Genomic DNA, 19,276 nt, shown 5'->3' with positions numbered 1-19,276 from the left:
ATGCGCCGCAGGCATCAGGGGCGCGAGGCTGTATCGACATGCGACTCCGTCGCGTGAGCGCGACCAGCCAGAGACGACACGCAGCCGCCCGACAACCTCACCCCACCGACGAGTAGGCCACAACCCCCCGCAGCAACAGATCAACCGCCTTGCGGGCGTTCTTCGCGACCGTGGAGCCCTCTCCTCCGGACACGGGAGCCGCCGCCGAAATCTGCCCCAAGACGTCGATCACCTGCTTGCACCACCGCACGAAGTCCCCGGCCGGCATCTCGGCCTCCCGCAGCACCTCGTCGAGACCCTTGCCGCTGGCCCACATGTACGCGGCCCAGGCGAACCCGAGGTCCGGCTCCCGCTGTCCCACGCCCTCGGTCTGCGTGATCCGGAAGTCCTCCTCCAGGGCGTCCAGCCGCCCCCAGATCCGCACCATCTCGCCCAGCGCGGCCTTCGCCTTGCCGGAGGGCAGCTTCGGCGCCATGGCGTCGTCACCCACCCGCGCCTCGTACACCAACGCCGAGACACAGGCTGCCAGTTCGGCAGGACCGAGCCCCTCCCACACCCCGGCCCGCAGGCACTCACTGGCCAGCAGATCGAGCTCGCCGTACAACCGCGCCAGCCGCTTCCCGTGCTCGGTGACCTCGTCGCCGCGCAGGTAGTCCAGCTCGGTCAACAGCGCCACGATCCGGTCAAACGTCCGCGCGATCGTGTTCGTGCGGCCCTCGATACGGCGCTCCAACTGCGAGGTGTCCCGCAGCAGCCGGTGGTACCGCTCCGCCCAACGCGCATGGTCCTCACGCTCGTTGCACCCATGGCAGGGATGCGCCCGAATCGCGGTCCGCAGCCGCGCGATCTCACGGTCGTCGGCCGCCTGAGACCGCTTCTTGCGGGCCCGCTCCGGCGGAATGTGCCCGGCCTTGGTGCGCAGCGCGGAAGCGAGGTCCCGACGCGACTGCGGCGACCGCGGGTTGAAGGACTTCGGAATCCGCATCCGCTCCAACGCCTCGACCGGCACCGGGAAGTCCATCGCAGCCAGCCGCTTGACCTGCCGTTCCGCAGTCAGCACCAGCGGCCTCGGCCCGTCATGGTGCTCAAAGCCACGATGCCCGTTCGACCGCCCGGCCGGCAGCCCCGGATCCAGCACCAGCGCCAGACCGGCGTACTTGCCCGTCGGCACATGGATGACGTCACCCGGCTTGAGCTTCTCCAGCGCGACGGCGGCCTCGGCACGCCGCTCGGACGCACCCTGCCGGGCCAGCTCGGTCTCCCGGTCCTTGAGCTCGCGGCGCAGCCGCGCGTACTCCTCGAAGTCGCCCAGGTGGCAGGTCATGGAGGCCTTGTAGCCCTCCAGTCCCTCCTCGTTGCGCTGCACCTGCCGGGAGATCCCGACGACCGACTTGTCGGCCTGGAACTGCGCGAACGAGGTCTCCAGCAGCTCACGCGACCGGTGCCGCCCGAACTGCTCCACCAGGTTGACCGCCATGTTGTACGACGGCTTGAAGCTGGACCGCAGCGGGTAGGTACGCGTGCCCGCCAGCCCGGCGAGGTGCTCGGGGCTCATCCCGCGCTGCCACAGGACGACGGCATGCCCCTCGACGTCGATACCCCGACGCCCCGCACGCCCCGTCAGCTGTGTGTACTCACCGGGTGTGATGTCGGCGTGCTGCTCGCCGTTCCACTTGACGAGCTTCTCCAACACCACCGAGCGGGCGGGCATGTTGATGCCGAGCGCGAGGGTCTCGGTGGCGAACACGGCCTTGACCAGCCCCCGCACGAACAGCTCCTCGACGACCTCCTTGAACGTCGGCAGCATGCCCGCGTGGTGGGCCGCGATACCGCGCTCCAGGCCCTCCAGCCACTCGTAGTATCCGAGGACGTGCAGGTCCTCGGTGGGGATGGCGGCGGTGCGCTCCTCGACGAGGGCGCGCACCTTCTCCCGCGCCTCGTCGTCGTTGAGCCGCAGCCCGGCGTACAGACACTGCTGTACGGCGGCCTCGCAGGCGGCACGGCTGAAGATGAAGGTGATGGCGGGCAGCAGCCCCTCGGCGTCGAGCCGCTCGATGACCTCGGGGCGCCCCGGGGTCCACACCCGCGAACGCTGTCTGCGCTCCCGCTCCCGGTCGGCCTCGCGCATCGCCCGGCCCCGTCTGCGGTCCTGGTACGACGGCCGCTGCGCCTCCATCCGGGCCAGACGCGTGAGGTCGGGGTTGACGGCCTTCTTGTGGCCCTCGCCCTCCTCGAACAGGTCGTACATCCGCCGCCCGGCGAGCACGTGCTGGAACAGCGGCACGGGCCGGTGTTCGGAGACGATCACCTCGGTGTCGCCGCGGACGGTGTCGAGCCAGTCGCCGAACTCCTCGGCGTTGGACACGGTCGCCGACAGTGACACGAGCGTGACCGACTCCGGAAGGTGGATGATCACCTCCTCCCACACAGCCCCCCGGAAGCGGTCGGAGAGGTAGTGCACCTCGTCCATGACCACGTATCCGAGGCCGAGGAGGGTCTGCGAGCCCGCGTACAGCATGTTCCGCAGGACCTCGGTGGTCATCACGACCACCGGGGCGTCGGGGTTGATGCTGTTGTCGCCGGTGAGCAGTCCGACCATGCCGTCCCCGTAACGACGGCACAGGTCGGCGTACTTCTGGTTCGACAGCGCCTTGATGGGTGTCGTGTAGAAGCACTTCTTGCCCTGCATCAGGGCGAGGTGGACGGCGAACTCGCCCACGATCGTCTTGCCGGAGCCGGTGGGCGCGGCAACCAGCACACCCTTGCCCGCTTGGAGCGCCTGGCAGGCCTCTATCTGGAACGGGTCGAGGCCGAAGTCGTACATCTCGCGGAAGGAGGCGAGCGCGGTGGCCTGCTCGGCAGCGCGCCTGCGAGCAGCCGCGTACCGCTCAGCCGGGGAGAGGTCCTCTGTCATCGTGCTTTCGAGCGTACCGGGCCGCACTGACAACAGGACGATCATTATCCGTTCCGGCCCCCTGGGGACTGTCCGCGCACAGCACAAGGGCCGGACGGTTCTTCCGTCCGGCCCTTGCTCATGCCGTTGCCTCGGGGTGGGGCTCAGGTGACGTCGTCGTAGCCGTTGACCCGCTCGGTGCTCGACTGCTCGGGCAGCGCCCGGCTGGCGGACACCGTCTCCACCTCGCCGATGTCCTCGGGGGTGAGGTCAAGGTCGGACGCCTCGTCGTCGGCGGGGCCCTCGGCCTCGCGCCGGGCCTTGCGCCGGTCGTTGAGCAGCGAGAACGCCGCCGCTCCGAAGTACAGGACCCAGATCGGCCCGGCCAGCGCCAGCATGGTCAGCGGGTCGGTACTGGGCGTGGCCACAGCCGCAAAGATCGTGATGCCCATGATCATGCCGCGCCACCAGCCGATCATCCGCTTCCCGCTGAGCACCCCGGTGAGGTTCAGCATCACCAGCAGCAGAGGTAGCTCGAAGGAGAGTCCGAAGACGAGCACCATGCGGACGATCAGGTCCAGCAGGTCGTCGAGCGGCAGCTGGTTGTCGAGATCCGCGGGCGAGAAGTCGAGGAGCACCTTCGCCATCGTCGGCAGCGTCTTGTACGCGAAGAAGGCGCCACCGAGGAAGAGCGGGACTCCCGTCCCGACGAACGCGTAGGCGTACTTCCGCTCGTGCTTGTGCAGTCCCGGGGCGACGAAGGCCCACAGCTGGTACAGCCAGATCGGCGACGCGAAGATCACGCCGGCCATCAGGGAAACCTTCAGGGCGAGCGTGAAGGGGGTCAGCAGGCCGTTCAGCACGATGCGGGCACAGGTGCCGCTGCGCTGTTGCGCCAGCTGAGACAGGGTGGACTTGCAACCCACCGAGTCCAGGATCGGGTTCGTGAAGAACTCGATGATGTTCTTGTAGTAGAAGGCAGCGACGATCGTGACGACGACGATCGCCAGCATCGCCTTCGCGAGCCGGTTGCGGAGCTCACGAAGGTGATCCACGAGCGGCATCCGCCCCTCGGGATCCTTCTCCTTCTTGCGGGCAGACTTGAGCAACCCACATCCTCATCTCGTGCGGCGGGCCGGGGGTGTCCGGCCCTGCTTCAGCGCTTGGTGGTGTCCGTCGGCTCGCTGACCGGACGCGAGCTGGTCACGTCGCCGGGGGCGGCCTGGATGGTGCGCTGAGCCGGGGGCTGCTCGTCGTTGGGCGGGCCGGCCGGGGTGGCCGTGCTGCTGCCCTCTTCCTTCATCGCCTTGGCCTCGCTCTTGAGGATGCGAGCGGACTTGCCGAGCGAGCGCGCCATGTCGGGAAGCTTCTTCGCGCCGAAAAGCAGGACGACGACGATGAGGATGAGAATGATCTCGGGGGCGCCGAGCCTTCCGAACATAAGTCTTTACCTTCTCACCGAGGCGGCTGGGGTGGGATGCTGTCCGGCCGGTCGGACAAGTGTCCGATCGACCGTGCTGGCAGCGATCGTAACGCTCAGGGGTAAACGTGAGGCAATCCCCGTGCGTACTCCCGGTCAGCGGTCCGGGCCTCGTTCTCCGGGCCGCGACCAGCAGCGTACCCGCCAGGGTGGCCCCGGTGACAGGTCGAAGTGACCCAAACCGCCTGGGGCACACCACTCACATGCCCCGCACAGCAGTACTCAGAGGGAGTCCACGGCGCGGGCGGTGCTCACGGCCGCCCGCTCGAGGTCCTCGGCGGCCTGGTTGATACGGCGCGCGGAGTCCGTGACCTGCCGGCCGAGGCGCTGTGCCTCGACGAACACCCGCACGGCGAACACCCCGAGCACGGCGAGACCCAGGAAACCCACAGCTACCGCGAACATCGGCCAGAACATGACGCCGAGCCTAGACGGTCCGCAAGGTCCTCACCCCGCCGCCGGTCAGCAGCTCGACGATCCGCTCCCCCGCCGGCTTGCGGACCGAGGCGCCGCAGTCGGGGCAGGTGAAGGAGTAGAAGGTGGAGCGGCTGGTGGCGCCGATCGCCAGGCGCAGGGCCGCGGCGGCGAGCTCGAAGCTGCCGCGGCAGTCCGGGCAGCCCGCCCTGAACGTCACCGGGGTCACGCTTCTCATCCCGGCGAAGGCGGCCGCCACCGACATGCCCCCCGCACCAGACACCGACGACTCGCTCAAAGCCCCTGCTCCTCTTCCCTAGGTCGATCGCCTCCGGGGCCCCGCGGCCGACGCCCCTTCCGGCTCACTCCCGCCTGCCGGACTACCCGTCCTGAACCGCATGCCCTTCGTGCGGGCCCTGCGCGTCGACGCCGTCGTACGCCGCCAGCGCCTCACGGGCCGCCCGGCGGGCGCTGTCGGCGAGCTCGGGCGGCGAGACGATCCGGCCGTCCCGCCCTAGCCGCAGCGCCAGCCGCCGCAGAGACGCCGGATCCGGGGTCCGCAGGGTGATACGCAGCCCACCGTCCGCAAGCTCATCCGCGCTGTCGTGCGGGTAGTACTCGGCGACCCAGCGGCCGCCCGGGCCGACCTCGACGACGACCTCCGGGTCCTCGGCGGCCGGTTGCACCAGCGCCTCCGACAGGTCCCGCAGCTCGATCTCCGGGGGTGCGGACGGCTCGTCCAGGATCCTGATCTCGGCGACCCGGTCGAGCCGGAAGGTACGGCGCGCCTCGGAGCGCCGGCACCACGCCTCCACGTACGTGTGCCCGACGCTGACCAGCCGGATGGGGTCGATCTCCCGCTCGGTGAGCTCGTCCCGCGCGGGCGAGTAGTAGCGGATCCACAGCCGGCGGCGCTCCGAGATCGCACGGTCGACGTCGGCGAAGACACCGCCCTCGGACTCGAAGGTCACCGACAGCCGGGAACTGGCGCCCGCCGCCTCACCGGCCGCGGCCTCCAGCTTGGCGTTGGCCCGCAGCAGCGCCTGCCGGTCGCTCTCCCGCAGCCCGGGCAGAGTGGACACCGCGCGGGCGGCCACCAGCAGCGCCGTCGCCTCGTCGGCGGCCAGCCGCAGCGGCTCCGCTGTTTCTTCGCCGAGGGCAGCAGGGTTGTGCCACCAGATGCGCTCGCCGTCGGTGTCGATGTCGAGCAGGTCGCCGCCGCGGAAGCTGGTGCCGCACATGGGCAGCACGTCCAGGTCGGAGACCAGCTCGTCCTCACTGATGCCGAAGGCGCGCGCGACGTCCTCCACGCGGGCCCCGGGACGCTCCTTCAGATACGTCACCAAGGAGAGCATCCGCCGGGTCTGGTCGATGGCGTTCACGGGCCTGACCGGTTTGCCTGCCACTGTCCTGCTCGCTCCCCCTCAGCCCTTGGCCACGGCACGCAGCCGGTCCACCACGTCCGCGCGCAGCTCGGCCGGCTCGAGGACCACCACGTCCGGCCCGAACTCCACCAGCCAGGCGTCCAGCCCGTGCCCGTACGGAATCTCCAACTCGTCCCAGCCGTCGCCGAGTTCCCGCACCGCGATGGCCTTCGCCCGAAGGGGGTACCCGGCGCCCGAGCGCAGCCGGATCAGGGCGGAGCGGTCGGCGGTCTCCCCGGCCCAGCTCGCCACGGTCTCCCGGACGGTGACGACATCGGGAATCTCAGCGGTGAACCGGCCGCTGCGGCTGCGCACCTTGCCGGTGATCCGCGACAGCCTGAAGACCCGCTCCGCGCCCCGGTCGCGGTCCCAGCCGGCCAGGTACCAGTGGCCACGCCAGCACTCCAGCGCCCACGGCTCCACATGCCGGGGCTCGGGATGGGCGGCGGTGGCCTTGCGGTAGTCGAAGACCACCGGACGGCGATCGCGGCAGGCCAGCATCAGCGGCTCGAACGCGACCTCGTGCACAGGGATACGGGGCTCCAGGGCGCCGTGCGCCTCATACGGGTCGACGTCCTCGGGCAGCCCCGCCGCGCGCAGCTTCTGCAGGGCGCCGCTGGCCGCACCCGCCAGCCGGGCCTGCTGCCACACCTTGGCGGCGAGACCGAGAGCGGCGGCCTCCTCGGCGTCGAGCGTGATGGGCGGCAGGCGGTTGCTGTCACGGCGGGCCAGATAGCCCACCTCGCCGTCGAGGTTCTCCACCGTCTCGATGACCAGGCCGAGTTCGCGCAGATCGTCCTTGTCCCGCTCGAACATCCGGCTGAAGGAGTCGTCACTGCCTGCTTCGAGGTAGGCCTCGATGGACTCCCGAAGCTCGCGCTTGCTGAGCGGCCGCCGCGTCCCGAGCAGACACAGCGCCAGGTTCATCAGCCGCTCCGCCTTGGCAATGGCCATCGACGCCCTTCGCCTCCCTATGGTGCTTACGGACGATGACCGTACCGCCCCCGGGTGGCGTGGCAAAAGCCGAGGGCCCATGCCCGAGCAGGCATGGGCCCCAGGTGATCGGGTCCGGTCGCGTCGGCGATCAGACCGCGACGAGGTCGACCACGAAGATCAGGGTCTCGCCCGGCTTGATCGCCGGGGTCGGGCTCTGGTTGCCGTAGGCGAGGTGGGCGGGGATGGTCAGCTGGCGACGGCCACCGACCTTCATGCCCTGCACGCCCTGGTCCCAGCCCTTGATGACCCGGCCGCCGCCGAGCGGGAAGCGGAACGGCGTCCCGCGGTTCCAGCTCGCGTCGAACTCCTCACCGGTGCTGAAGGCGACGCCCACGTAGTGGACGGTGACGGTCTGGCCCGCCTGCGCAACAGCGCCGTCGCCCTCCCAGATGTCCTTGATCTCGAGGTCCGCCGGGGGCTCGCCGCCCGGGAAGTCGATCTCGGGCTTCTCGATGCTCACGTCTCTAGCTCCTGCTTGTCTGCGGAAAGGCAACACGCACAGTCTTACATCACCGAGCCGTTACATCTTGGCCAGGATGTCGACCGAGAAGACCAGCACGGAGTCCTTCTTGATGCCGCTGTTCGGCGGCGGCCGGTCGCCGTAGCCCAGCTTCGGCGGGATGACGATGAGCACCCTGCTGCCCACCTTCTTGCCGGTCAGGCCCTCCCCCCAGCCCTTGACGACCTGCTGGATCCCGAAGGACTGCAGTGCCCCCCGGCTGTACGTCGAGTCGAACTCCTTGCCGGAGTCCCAGAACACGCCCTTGTACTGCACCAGCACCGTGTCCTGCGCACCGACCACGGGGCCGTCGCCCTCGATGACGTAGTTCGCCACCAGCTTGGTGGGAGCGGCCTTCTTGGGTACGTCGAGGGAAGGCGCCGCACCGTCGGTGTTGGTGCCGACCTTGGGCAGCGCCGCGTCCTTCTGCGCCACCTCCGTGCCCTTGGCGGAGCTCTTGGCGTTGAACGTGGCCTGCACGTCCACCACGAACACCAGCGTGTCGGTGCCCTTGATGCCCGCCTGCGCATTGCCCGAGGTGCCGTATCCCCAGGTGGGCGGGACGGCCATCTGGACGCGGCTGCCGGTCTTCTTGCCCGTCAGGCCGTACCGCCAGCCGTCGATGATGCTGCCCTCGGCGAGCTGGATGATCAGGGGCGTCTTGCGGTCGTAGGAGTTGTCGAAGACCTTCGCCGTGTTCCAGATCTGGCCGAGGTAATGCGCCTGCACATAGTCGTTCTCCGCGACCGTCTGACCGCCACCCGCGATGAGCGTCTTGACCGCGAGGTTCTTCGACGGATCGCCCGTGCCCTTGGCAACGGTCGGCTTCTCACCGAACTTCGTGCCCGCCGTGATCGCCGGCAGCGGTCCGTCGACGATCTTCGGCGGCGGCGCGGCGGACGTGGCCGATGCGGAGGGCGACGGACTCGCTTCGGCCTTGCTCGAGGCGGACTTGTCGTCACCGCATCCGGCGAGTGTGACCAGTCCTGCGGGTACGGCGATGAGAAGTGAGCGTCGGCGCACGGTAAAGGCCTCGTATCGGTCGATCTTGTGGATGGCGTGCGCGCAACTCTACGGCGTGAGAAGGGCGCCGTACGGGAAACGTACGGCGCCCGTGTTGCGTTCCGGCCTTTCACCGGAACGCATTGTTCACATAGCTCACATTCCTGCGATCAGCTTCTCCACCCGGTCGTCCACGGAACGGAACGGGTCCTTGCACAACACCGTGCGCTGCGCCTGGTCGTTGAGCTTCAGATGGACCCAGTCGACCGTGAAGTCCCGACGCTGTTCCTGGGCCCTGCGGATGAAGTCACCACGCAGCCGGGCCCGAGTGGTCTGCGGCGGAACGGACTTGCCCTCGAAGATCTTCAAGTCGTTGCAGATCCGCGCCGCTTGGCCCTTCCTCTCCAGCAGGTAGTAAAGGCCACGACGGCGGTGAATGTCGTGGTAGGCGAGGTCTATCTGCGCGACCCTCGGGTGCGACATCGTCATGTTGTGCTTGGCCCGGTACCGCTCGATGAGCTTGTACTTCATCACCCAGTCGATCTCGGTGCCGATCCGGTCGAGGTCCTCGGCCTCGATAGCGTCCAGCGTGCGGCCCCACAACTCCAGGACCTGCTCGACGGTGCCGGTGCGGATACCGCGGCGCTCGCAGAAGTCCACGGCCTTCTCGTAGTACTCGCGCTGCACCTCGAGGGCGGACGCCTCGCGGCCGCTGGCCAGACGCACCTTGCGCCGGCCCGTGATGTCATGGCTGACCTCACGGATCGCCCGGATCGGGTTCTCCAGGGTCAGGTCCCGCATCACCGTGCCCGCCTCGATCATGCGCAGCACCAGGTCGGTCGCCCCGACCTTGAGCAGCATGGTCGTCTCGGACATGTTCGAGTCGCCCACGATGACATGCAGACGGCGGTAGCGCTCGGCGTCCGCGTGCGGCTCGTCGCGGGTGTTGATGATGGGCCTCGATCGGGTCGTCGCCGAGGAGACGCCCTCCCAGATGTGCTCGGCCCGCTGGCTGACGCAGTACACCGCGCCCCGCGGAGTCTGCAGCACCTTGCCGGCACCGCACAGAAGCTGCCTCGTGACGAGGAACGGGATGAGAATGTCCGCGAGCCGGGAGAACTCCCCATGACGTGCGACGAGATAGTTCTCGTGGCAGCCGTAGGAGTTGCCCGCCGAGTCGGTGTTGTTCTTGAAGAGGTAGACGTCGCCCGCGATTCCCTCCTCGTGCAGGCGTCGTTCGGCGTCCACCAGGAGTCCTTCGAGAATGCGCTCGCCCGCTTTGTCGTGGGTGACCAGCTCGGTCACGTTGTCACATTCCGGTGTCGCGTATTCCGGATGTGAGCCCACGTCGAGATAGAGGCGGGCGCCGTTTCGCAGAAAGACATTGCTGCTGCGGCCCCATGACACGACACGGCGGAAGAGGTACCGCGCCACCTCGTCGGGAGACAGGCGCCGCTGTCCCCTGAACGTACACGTGACGCCGTACTCGTTCTCCAGCCCGAAAATGCGGCGGTCCATGACTGAACATTACGCCCGATCCCCTGAGCTGAAACGGGGTTCGACGGCACGGTTTGGATCATTTTCCGATGAAGCCGCAACCACCGCACTCCCCACGGGAGCTGCAAGGACCCGCCCGGTGGCCAGCAGAACCAGCAACGACACCGCCCCCGCGACACCCGGCACGGCGAAGCCCCACACCGCGCCGCCCCACTCGACAACCGGGCCCGCCAGGCCCGTTCCCACCGAGGAACCCACTGTGAACGTCGTCACAATCCACGAGAACGCCTCGGTGACCGTACCCCGCGGCGCATGCCGGTCGACCAGGACGAACGCACACGCGAGACACGGCGCAAGAAACAGCCCCGCAACCCCCGCGAGCACCGTCATCACCACCGGACCCGGCATCAGAGTGAGCGGCACATAACACACCGCCAGAAGCGCCACCAGCACCCGCAGTCGCCGCTCCGGCGCACCACTCCACTGCCGCGCACCGTACGCCGTACCGCCTACGAGCGCGCCCAGACCGATCGCCGCCATCAGCCAGCCGTACACCGCGTCCCCGCCGTGACCGTCGGCATACGCCACAGCCGCGACCGCGATGGAACCGAGCGCGATCCCCACCGCCAGGAACGCACCCAGCAGCACCAGCAGTCCCGGCGAGCGCAGCGCGCCCAGCCAGTGCGCCTCACGCGGCGCCGAACGCCACGCACGCGAAGGCGGCGACACGACCACCGACAGCGCACCCAGCACACCGACGACATTGACGAGCACCAGCGCCACCTGCGCCGACCACAGCGACACGCACAGCGTCACCAGCAACGGGCCGACGGTGAACATGACTTCCTGGGCGACGGCATCCATCGCATACGCCGTCTGGACCTGGCCCTCGCCGCGCAGCACCGACGACCACAGCGCCCGCAGCCCACCCTCCAGGGGAGGCGTGAACAGCCCGGCGAGCGCCACGCACGCGTACGCAAGCGCCGGCGGATCGATGCCGGCGAAGGCGAACCCGGACATCGCCACCGCGGAGCCGAGCGCGGCGGGCAGCTGGACCCGCGGCTGCCCGTACAGATCCACCAGCCGCCCCAGCAGCGGCTGCCCCACGGCATTGGCGACGCCGTACACCGCCGCGAGCCCACCCGCCAGGCTGTACGTTCCGCCCTCCGCCCGCACGAACAGCACGACGGCGATCGCGGCGACCGCGCACGGCAGCCGGCCCACGAGCGTGCCCGCGAGCAGACGCGCGGCGTGCCGAGTCCTGAGGATCTCCACGTACCCCGCAGCCATGTCCGCTTCCCCTCACCCGGACCCACGCCCGAAGTTTTACGTATAACGTCCGCTCCCATACGTACCATGTGCGCTGTTCACGAGTCCAGACGAAGGAGCAGGCCCACGGTGGCACCCGGCAGCACCCGACCCACCAGCCGCGACGTCGCCCAGGCCGCCGGCGTCTCCCAGGCCGCGGTCTCCCTCGTACTCGGCGACAAATGGCGCGGCCGCGTCTCGGCAACGACCGCCGAACGCGTACGAGAAGCCGCCCGCGACCTCGGCTACCGGCCCAACCTCGCCGCCCGCAACCTCCGCCTCGGCCGCACCCGCACCGTCCTCCTCGTCGTCCCGGCACTGACGACGGAGTTCTTCGCGGGCGTCTACACCGGCGCGGCCCGGGTGGCCGCCGACCACGGCTTCGGCGTCGTCCTCTACCCCTCCCCCGAAGGCATCGGCCCCGCCCGCGACCCCTTCGCCTCCGCCCAGGCCGCCCTCGACGGCGTCATCGCCTCCTCCATGGCCGCCGACGCCCTCACCGCCATCCGCGGCGACCAGCTCCCCCTGGTCATGCTCGACAGCGACCCGCAGGGCAGTCTGGGCGCGGCCACGGTCAACCTCGACATCGCGGATGGCGTCAGGCAGATCGCCGAGCACCTGCTGGGCCAGGGCCACCGCCACTTCCTGCACCTGGCGGCGGACGTGGCCTCCTGGACCTTCGAGGTACGCGCACGGGAACTGGCCGCACGGGTCGGTGCAGTCCCGGGCACCTCGGTACGGACGGTTCGGGCACCGATCTCCATCGAAGGCGCCCTGACAGCCGCCGAAGCAGCCCTCTCCGCCCCCGGCCCCCGACCCACCGCCCTGGTCTGCGACGACGACAAACTCGCCGCCGGCGCCTACAAAGCAGCCCGTCGCCTCGGCCTGCACATCCCCGACGACCTCTCCGTCACCGGCCTCGACGACCTCGCCCTCGCCACCGCCCTCGACCCCGAACTCACGACCGTCCGCCTGGACGCCGAACTCTTCGGCGAGCGCGGCATGAAGGCCCTGCTGGCGGTCCTGGACGGGCGCGTGCCCGAGGCGGGCGACATCCCCGTCGAACTGGTCGTACGAGGCTCGACAGCACCGCCTGGCCCCTCCTGAACGCCCTGTGCCCCGGCCGCATCGACGACCGGGGCACACAGGAGCGGGATGGGGTGAGGCGGCCTACTGGCCTACTCCTCGTCCGAGCCCTCCTCCGAGCTGCTCTCGGCTTCGGTGGACGCTCCGCCAACCTCCAGGAGCCGAGACAGCTGACGACCCACGATCCGCTTGAACTTCCTCGCCTGCGGCCGCGTACGGTCCAGCACCGCGACCTCCAGACGCTCGGCGGGAATCTCCCGCTGCGTGCCGTTCGTGTCACGGGACAGCGCCTGCACGGCCAGCTTCAGCCCCTCAGCCAGGGACATGCCCTCACGGTGCTGCTGATCGAGATAGGTACTGATCTGCTCAGAATTGCCACCGACCGCAACAGAACCGTGCTCGTCCACGATCGACCCGTCATGCGGCAACCGATAGATCTGGTCACCCTCGGGCGTCTCACCGACCTCGGCAACGACCAGCTCCACCTCGTACGGCTTCTCGGCCGCGCTGGAGAAGATCGTGCCCAGCGTCTGGGCGTACACGTTGGCAAGACCGCGGGCAGTCACGTCATCACGGTCATAGGTGTAACCACGAAGATCGGCGTACCGCACACCGCCGATCCGCAGATTCTCGTACTCGTTGTACTTGCCGGCGGCCGCAAAACCGATCCGGTCATAGATCTCGCTGAACTTGTGCAGCGCACGGGACGGGTTCTCGCCGACGAACACGATGCCGTCGGCATACTGCAACACGACCAGGCTGCGACCACGGGCGATGCCCTTGCGGGCGTACTCCGCCCGGTCGGCCATGGCCTGCTGGGGTGAGACATAGAACGGCGTCGACACCGGTTATCCGTCCCTTTCTGTCGAAGTCACGCGATCACCTTCGTAAGAGCCGGTCACCCGACTACAGCAGCGCGGCCCGCGGACCGTCGGGCTGCTCCAGCCGCCGCTCCAGAATCGAACGGGCGATCTCGGAGGACTCATCCTCCGTCAGCCGACGGAAACCGTCCTCGGTGATCACAGTCACGATCGGATAGATCCGGCGGGCGACATCGGGACCACCGGTCGCCGAGTCGTCATCAGCCGCGTCGTACAACGCCTGCACCACGAGCGTGGTGGCCTCGGCCTCGGTCAGGCCGTCATGGAAGAGCTTCTTCATGGCACCGCGCGCGAAGATCGAACCGGAGCCCGTGGCCGCATACCCGTGCTCCTCGGAACGGCCACCCGTCACGTCATAGGAGAAGATGCGCCCCTTCCCGCGGTCCACGTCATAACCGGCGAAGAGGGGAACCACGGCCAGACCCTGCATGGCCATGCCCAAGTTGGAACGAATCATGGTCGACAGCCGGTTCGCCTTGCCCTCCAGCGAGAGCTGCGCCCCCTCGACCTTCTCGAAGTGCTCCAGCTCCAGCTGGAACAGCTTGACCATCTCGACGGCGAGGCCCGCCGTACCGGCGATACCGACGGCGGAGTACTCATCGGCCGGGAACACCTTCTCGATGTCCCGCTGCGCGATGACGTTGCCCATCGTGGCGCGACGGTCACCGGCCAGCACCACACCACCCGGGAACGTCACGGCCACGATGGTCGTGCCGTGCGGCGCCTCGATGACGCCCTGCGTCGGGGGCAGCTGCCGGTTGCCCGGCAGCATCTCCGGCTGGTGCTCGGACAGGAAGTCCATGAAGGACGACGACCCAGGCGTCAGGAAGGCAGCTGGTAGACGCCCGGTGCTACGAGTGTTGGCTTCCACGCGATTCCTTCCACGTAAGCAGCAGCCCGCCTTATGGCATCGGGCCGATCCTTGAACTGCCCCAGTGCGGCATTGCAGCTGAAGCACAGTACGCCTCGGACCCTACCCGTCTTGTGGCAGTGATCCACATGCTCGGGCACAGCCGCCAAACATATGCAGCAGACGCCTCCTTGAGAGGCGATCAACTCGTCACGCTCGGCTTCGGTGATGCCGTACTTGCGCCTCAGATGGTCTTGTCGCCCACGCTCGGCCCGGCATGCCTTGCAGCGCGTGGAGAGGCCATCTGACGCCGTCGCGTTGCGATGCCATTCGCTGTGAGGCTTGACCTCGCCGCACGTCCGGCAGAGCTTATGGCCGGCCGGGACATCCACGTGTTCCCGGACCGACTTCCCCATGGCCTCCCGGCGACGCCGGTAGTGCGCGGCGCTGTACTCCGCCACGCACTCCCGGCAGTGCACCTGAAGGCCGTCTCGCCGATTCTTATCCCTCGCGAACGCAGCCAGTGGCAGGTCTCGCTCGCACTTCCTGCATTCCTTCGCGTTCGGGTCGCCGGTCACACCCATCCCCCGCAGGCTTCGATTCGAAGGCTAGATGCTCAATTGACCTTTACTGGCCACCTTTTTGCACGAAGGACCTCACGAAATCCTCGGCGTTCTCCTCGAGTACGTCATCGATTTCGTCCAGGACGGAGTCCACGTCATCGCTGAGCTTCTCCTGGCGCTCCTTGAGGTCCTCGGAGGCCTGCGCATCCTGCGCCTGCTCCTCGACCTCCTCCGTGGAGCGCGTCGCCTTCTGCTGGCCGCCGCCGGTGTCCTTGGTCGCCATAACCCCTCACCCCGCTCGGTTCGACGTTCTTGATCAGACCCTACAAGCAGGGTCCGACATCGGCCCCGCAGTTGCTACAACGTACGGGGGCCACCTCGATGATTCCCGGACGTCGGGTTTTCCACCCTGCCGGGACGGGACGGTCCCGTGCGCTCCCTCAGCCGCCGGACAGCACCCTGACCAGGTCTTCCGCCGTGCGGCAGCGGTCCAGGAGTTCCTTGACGTGATTTCGCGTTCCGCGAAGCGGTTCCAGGGTTGGGACGCGTTGGAGTGAGTCCCGGCCCGGGAGGTCGAAGATCACGGAGTCCCAGGAGGCCGCGGCGACGTCGTCCGCGTACTGCTCCAGGCAGCGGCCGCGGAAGTAGGCGCGGGTGTCCTCCGGCGGCTTCGTACGGGCCCTCTCGACCTCGTTCTCGTCCAGGAGGCGCTTCATGCGGCCGCGGGCCGCGAGACGGTTGTAGAGGCCCTTTTCGGGGCGTACGTCGGCGTACTGGAGGTCGAGGAGGTGGAGCTTCGCGGCGTCCCAGTCGAGGCCGTCGCGGCGCCGGTAGCCCTCCATGAGTTCACGCTTGGCGACCCAGTCGAGTTCGCCGGCGAGGCTCATGGGGTCGTTCTCCAGGCGGTTGAGGGTGTCCTCCCAGCGGGCGAGGACGTCCTTGGTCTGGTCGTCGGCGTCCGCGCCGAAGCGTTCCTCGACGTATTTGCGGGAGAGCTCGAAGTACTCCATCTGGAGCTGGACGGCGGTGAGCGTGCGGCCGCTGCGGAGGGTGACGAGGCGCTTGAGCGTGGGGTCGTGGGAGACCTGGTGGAGGGTGCGGACGGGCTGGTCCACGGCGAGGTCGACGGCGATGAAGCCGTCTTCGATCATGGACAGGACGAGCGCTGTCGTGCCCAGTTTGAGGTAGGTGGAGATCTCCGAGAGGTTGGCGTCGCCGATGATCACGTGCAGGCGGCGGTACTTCTCGGCGTCGGCGTGCGGTTCGTCGCGGGTGTTGATGATGGGGCGCTTGAGGGTGGTTTCGAGGCCGACCTCGACCTCGAAGTAGTCGGCGCGCTGGCTGAGCTGGAAGCCGTGCTCGTGGCCGTCCTGGCCGATGCCGACGCGGCCTGCTCCGGTGACGACCTGGCGGGAGACGAAGAAGGGCGTGAGGTGGCGCACGATGTCCGAGAAGGGGGTTTCCCGCTTCATCAGGTAGTTCTCGTGTGTGCCGTAGGAGGCGCCCTTGTTGTCGGTGTTGTTCTTGTAGAGGTGGATCGGCTGGGCGCCGGGGAGGGCGGCGGCGCGTTCGGCGGCCTCGGCCATGATGCGTTCGCCGGCTTTGTCCCAGAGGACCGCGTCGCGGGGGTTGGTGACCTCGGGGGCGCTGTATTCGGGGTGTGCGTGGTCGACGTAGAGTCGTGCGCCGTTGGTGAGGATCACGTTGGCGAGGCCGATGTCCTCGTCGGTGAGCTGGCTGGCGTCGGCGGCCTCGCGGGCGAGGTCGAAGCCTCGCGCGTCGCGCAGCGGGTTCTCCTCCTCGAAGTCCCAGCGGGCCCGGCGGGCCCGGTGCATCGCCGCCGCGTAGGCGTTGACGATCTGGGACGAGGTGAGCATGGCATTGGCGTTGGGGTGGCCGGGGACGGAGATGCCGTACTCCGTCTCGATTCCCATTACTCGCCGTACGGTCATGCGGCCCTCCTTGCCCGGCGGCGCCCTCGGTCGGGGACGCTGCTCAAGTACCGCTGGCGCTCCGGTGCGTGTGCGGTGCCCGTCCCCGCACTGCGCGACTCGGCGGTACCGAAGAGCCTAGAACGGCTTTGCGCTGGTGGGGAGATCATTTGCGTCATTGCCTTGCGCGCCTCTTGTTGCGGTCTTGGCCTGAAAAACAGTCGACTGCGGGTACCCGGTGAGGGCACCCGCAGCCGCCCTGTTTTTTACAGGTACTGACCGGTGTTCGCCACCGTGTCGATGGAGCGTCCGGTGTCGGCGCCCTGCTTTCCGGTGATGAGGGTGCGGATGTAGACGATCCGTTCGCCCTTCTTTCCGGAGATTCGGGCCCAGTCGTCCGGGTTGGTGGTGTTGGGGAGGTCTTCGTTCTCCTTGAACTCGTCCACGCATGCCTGGAGGAGGTGGGAGACGCGGAGGCCCTTCTGGTTGTGGTCGAGGAAGTCCTTGATCGCCATTTTCTTGGCGCGGCCGACGATGTTTTCGATCATGGCGCCGGAGTTGAAGTCCTTGAAGTAGAGGACTTCCTTGTCGCCGTTGGCGTAGGTGACTTCCAGGAAGCGGTTTTCCTCGGATTCCGCGTACATGTGCTCGACGGCCGTCTGGATCATGCTTTCGACGGTGGTCGTCTTGCTGCCGCCGTGTTCGCCGAGGTCGTCGGCGTGCAGGGGGAGGCGTTCGGTGAGGTACTTGCCGAAGATGTCCTTGGCGGCTTCGGCGTCGGGGCGCTCGATCTTGATTTTCACATCGAGGCGGCCGGGGCGCAGGATGGCGGGGTCGATCATGTCCTCGCGGTTGGAGGCGCCGATCACGACCACGTTCTGCAGGCCCTCCACGCCGTCGATCTCGGCGAGCAGCTGGGGGACGATGGTGTTCTCCACGTCCGAGCTGACGCCGGAGCCACGGGTGCGGAAGAGGGATTCCATCTCGTCGAAGAAGACGATGACGGGTGTGCCCTCGCTGGCCTTTTCCCGAGCACGCTGGAAGACGAGGCGGATCTGCCGCTCGGTCTCGCCGACGTACTTGTTGAGGAGCTCGGGGCCCTTGATGTTGAGGAAGAAGCTCTTGCCGGCGGCCTGGCCGGTCACTTCGGCGACCTTCTTGGCCAGCGAGTTGGCGACGGCCTTGGCGATGAGCGTCTTTCCGCATCCGGGGGGCCCGTACAGCAGGACGCCCTTGGGCGGCCGCAGTTCGTGCTCCTTGAACAGGTCCGGGTAGAGGTACGGGAGCTCGACGGCGTCGCGGATGGCCTCGATCTGGCCGCCGAGTCCGCCGATCTGCTCGTAACCGATGTCGGGAACCTCTTCGAGGACGAGTTCCTCGACTTCGCTCTTCGGAACGATCTCGTAGACATAGCCGGATCGGGGTTCGAGCAGCAGGGCGTCACCGGGGCGGATGTTCACGTCCAGCAGTGGCTCGGCGAGCCGTACCACCCGCTCCTCATCGGTGTGCCCGAGCACCAGGGCGCGTTCGCCGTCCTCGAGGATCTCCTTGAGGGTGACGATGTCCCCGACGCGCTCGAACTCCATGGCCTCGACCACGTTGAGCGCTTCGTTGAGCATTACTTCCTGGCCGCGCCGCAGGTCTTCGAGGTCGACGCTGGGGCTGACGTTCACGCGGAGTTTGCGGCCTCCGGTGAAGATGTCGGCCGTGCCGTCCTCGTTCGCCGTGAGGAAGACTCCGAAGCCGGCCGGCGGCTGTGCGAGCCGGTCGACTTCTTCCTTGAGGGCCACGATCTGGTCGCGGGCCTCGCGGAGCGTGTTGGCGAGTCGCTCGTTCTGGGCGGACACGCCGGCCAGGTTGGTCTGCAGCTCGACGATCCGCTCTTCGAGAATCCTCGTGTGTCGCGGAGAGTCGGCGAGCTTGCGTCGCAGGACGGCGATCTCCTGCTCAAGGTAGGCAATCTGCCCGGCCGGGTCGTCGGACCCTCGTCCCGGGCGGATGCCGCGGTTCATGTCGTCGTCGTGGGCTGCCACGGTCCTCACCTCCTCCAAGGGGAGCTGGACGCTTCCAGACCCTACCTGGGTGGGTGTCGATTGAAACCCCTAGATCACAAAGACGGTAGGGGCGTGTCCGATCTTGCCCCTTGCGCCGTTCCTCACGCCAGGGGAATACCCATTCAGCAACCTTCGAAAGCAGGCAGTAATCGGCGATGAGGTGTTCAACACCCATCGGTGTCGAGCCTAGTTGTAAACGCCGCGCACCTGCGAACAGGAGCGCGGTGGCTTGGTGCATGGCGCGCGGCGGGTCGTGGGGCTGCGCCGTGCGCCGCCGGTGGGGTGCGGTCGCCAGGACAGGCTCGTACAGCGTTTTTCGGCCATGCATGGCTTGCGCGCCGGGCCGGAGGGCTCGCTTCAGTCGGTGTGGTCTACGTCTCGCGCATCACGCAGGGACC

General features: G+C 68.2%; 18 protein-coding genes. 1 reads left to right on the top strand and 17 read right to left on the bottom strand.

Annotated features, from left to right (window positions below; all coding sequences use genetic code 11):
* Positions 1-97 precede the first annotated feature (97 nt).
* The 11 genes from ACWDAG_RS22175 to ACWDAG_RS22125 all read right to left on the bottom strand — a co-directional run bounded on the left by ACWDAG_RS22175 (position 98) and on the right by ACWDAG_RS22125 (position 11,495).
* On the bottom strand, positions 98-2,959 hold the full coding sequence (locus tag ACWDAG_RS22175; protein ID WP_450697280.1) for a DEAD/DEAH box helicase: 2,862 nt from the start codon (positions 2,957-2,959) through the stop codon (positions 98-100).
* Positions 2,960-3,057: 98 nt separating this feature from the next.
* Positions 3,058-4,002, bottom strand: coding sequence for a twin-arginine translocase subunit TatC (gene tatC, locus ACWDAG_RS22170; RefSeq protein WP_450697279.1), 945 nt, complete (start codon positions 4,000-4,002; stop codon positions 3,058-3,060).
* Positions 4,003-4,049: 47 nt separating this feature from the next.
* Positions 4,050-4,334 (bottom strand): Sec-independent protein translocase subunit TatA, encoded by a 285-nt coding sequence (tatA, locus tag ACWDAG_RS22165; RefSeq protein WP_450697278.1) that lies wholly within the window; start codon positions 4,332-4,334, stop codon positions 4,050-4,052.
* A 261-nt stretch (positions 4,335-4,595) separates the two neighbouring features.
* Positions 4,596-4,790, bottom strand: a complete 195-nt coding sequence (locus ACWDAG_RS22160) for a hypothetical protein (protein WP_115909189.1) — start codon at positions 4,788-4,790, stop codon at positions 4,596-4,598.
* 10 nt (positions 4,791-4,800) lie between these two features.
* Entirely contained in the window at positions 4,801-5,085 is a 285-nt protein-coding gene (locus ACWDAG_RS22155) for a hypothetical protein (RefSeq protein ID WP_450697277.1), read from the bottom strand.
* Between the two features lie 82 nt (positions 5,086-5,167).
* Complete coding sequence (locus ACWDAG_RS22150) at positions 5,168-6,193, bottom strand: helix-turn-helix transcriptional regulator (RefSeq protein WP_450697276.1); 1,026 nt, start codon at positions 6,191-6,193, stop codon at positions 5,168-5,170.
* An 18-nt stretch (positions 6,194-6,211) separates the two neighbouring features.
* Positions 6,212-7,165, bottom strand: coding sequence for a helix-turn-helix transcriptional regulator (locus ACWDAG_RS22145; RefSeq protein ID WP_450697275.1), 954 nt, complete (start codon positions 7,163-7,165; stop codon positions 6,212-6,214).
* A 130-nt stretch (positions 7,166-7,295) separates the two neighbouring features.
* Positions 7,296-7,667, bottom strand: coding sequence for an FKBP-type peptidyl-prolyl cis-trans isomerase (locus ACWDAG_RS22140; RefSeq protein ID WP_232654253.1), 372 nt, complete (start codon positions 7,665-7,667; stop codon positions 7,296-7,298).
* 60 nt (positions 7,668-7,727) lie between these two features.
* Entirely contained in the window at positions 7,728-8,729 is a 1,002-nt protein-coding gene (locus tag ACWDAG_RS22135; protein WP_450697274.1) for an FKBP-type peptidyl-prolyl cis-trans isomerase, read from the bottom strand.
* 135 nt (positions 8,730-8,864) lie between these two features.
* Entirely contained in the window at positions 8,865-10,226 is a 1,362-nt protein-coding gene (gene pafA / locus ACWDAG_RS22130) for a Pup--protein ligase (RefSeq protein WP_059196529.1), read from the bottom strand.
* 9 nt (positions 10,227-10,235) lie between these two features.
* Positions 10,236-11,495, bottom strand: a complete 1,260-nt coding sequence (locus ACWDAG_RS22125) for an MFS transporter (RefSeq protein ID WP_450697273.1) — start codon at positions 11,493-11,495, stop codon at positions 10,236-10,238.
* Between the two features lie 108 nt (positions 11,496-11,603).
* Between ACWDAG_RS22125 and ACWDAG_RS22120 the strand changes: the two genes are divergently transcribed.
* On the top strand, positions 11,604-12,620 hold the full coding sequence (locus ACWDAG_RS22120) for a LacI family DNA-binding transcriptional regulator (RefSeq protein ID WP_450697272.1): 1,017 nt from the start codon (positions 11,604-11,606) through the stop codon (positions 12,618-12,620).
* Positions 12,621-12,691: 71 nt separating this feature from the next.
* On the opposite strand, the gene prcA is transcribed toward ACWDAG_RS22120, so the two are convergent.
* From prcA to arc, 6 genes are all read right to left on the bottom strand, one after another.
* The gene (gene prcA, locus ACWDAG_RS22115; RefSeq protein WP_450697271.1) at positions 12,692-13,444 is read right to left on the bottom strand and encodes a proteasome subunit alpha; all 753 of its coding nucleotides are present in this window, start codon (positions 13,442-13,444) and stop codon (positions 12,692-12,694) included.
* 61 nt (positions 13,445-13,505) lie between these two features.
* A complete protein-coding gene (gene prcB / locus ACWDAG_RS22110; protein ID WP_450697270.1) occupies positions 13,506-14,351 on the bottom strand; it encodes a proteasome subunit beta in 846 nt (281 codons plus the stop codon).
* Positions 14,303-14,914, bottom strand: coding sequence for an endonuclease VII domain-containing protein (locus tag ACWDAG_RS22105; RefSeq protein WP_450697269.1), 612 nt, complete (start codon positions 14,912-14,914; stop codon positions 14,303-14,305). Before ACWDAG_RS22105 ends, prcB begins: the two co-directional genes overlap by 49 nt.
* Before the next feature lie 43 nt (positions 14,915-14,957).
* Positions 14,958-15,176 carry a ubiquitin-like protein Pup gene (locus ACWDAG_RS22100; protein ID WP_016325855.1) on the bottom strand — a complete coding sequence of 73 codons (219 nt, stop codon included), beginning with the start codon at positions 15,174-15,176 and terminating at the stop codon, positions 14,958-14,960.
* A gap of 157 nt (positions 15,177-15,333) precedes the next feature.
* Positions 15,334-16,845, bottom strand: a complete 1,512-nt coding sequence (gene dop, locus ACWDAG_RS22095; protein WP_351466190.1) for a depupylase/deamidase Dop — start codon at positions 16,843-16,845, stop codon at positions 15,334-15,336.
* Between the two features lie 245 nt (positions 16,846-17,090).
* On the bottom strand, positions 17,091-18,857 hold the full coding sequence (arc, locus tag ACWDAG_RS22090; RefSeq protein ID WP_450697268.1) for a proteasome ATPase: 1,767 nt from the start codon (positions 18,855-18,857) through the stop codon (positions 17,091-17,093).
* Positions 18,858-19,276 lie beyond the last annotated feature (419 nt).

Source organism: Streptomyces sp. NPDC001157, from assembly GCF_053598255.1.
This window is presented reverse-complemented; position numbering and strand designations above follow the sequence as displayed.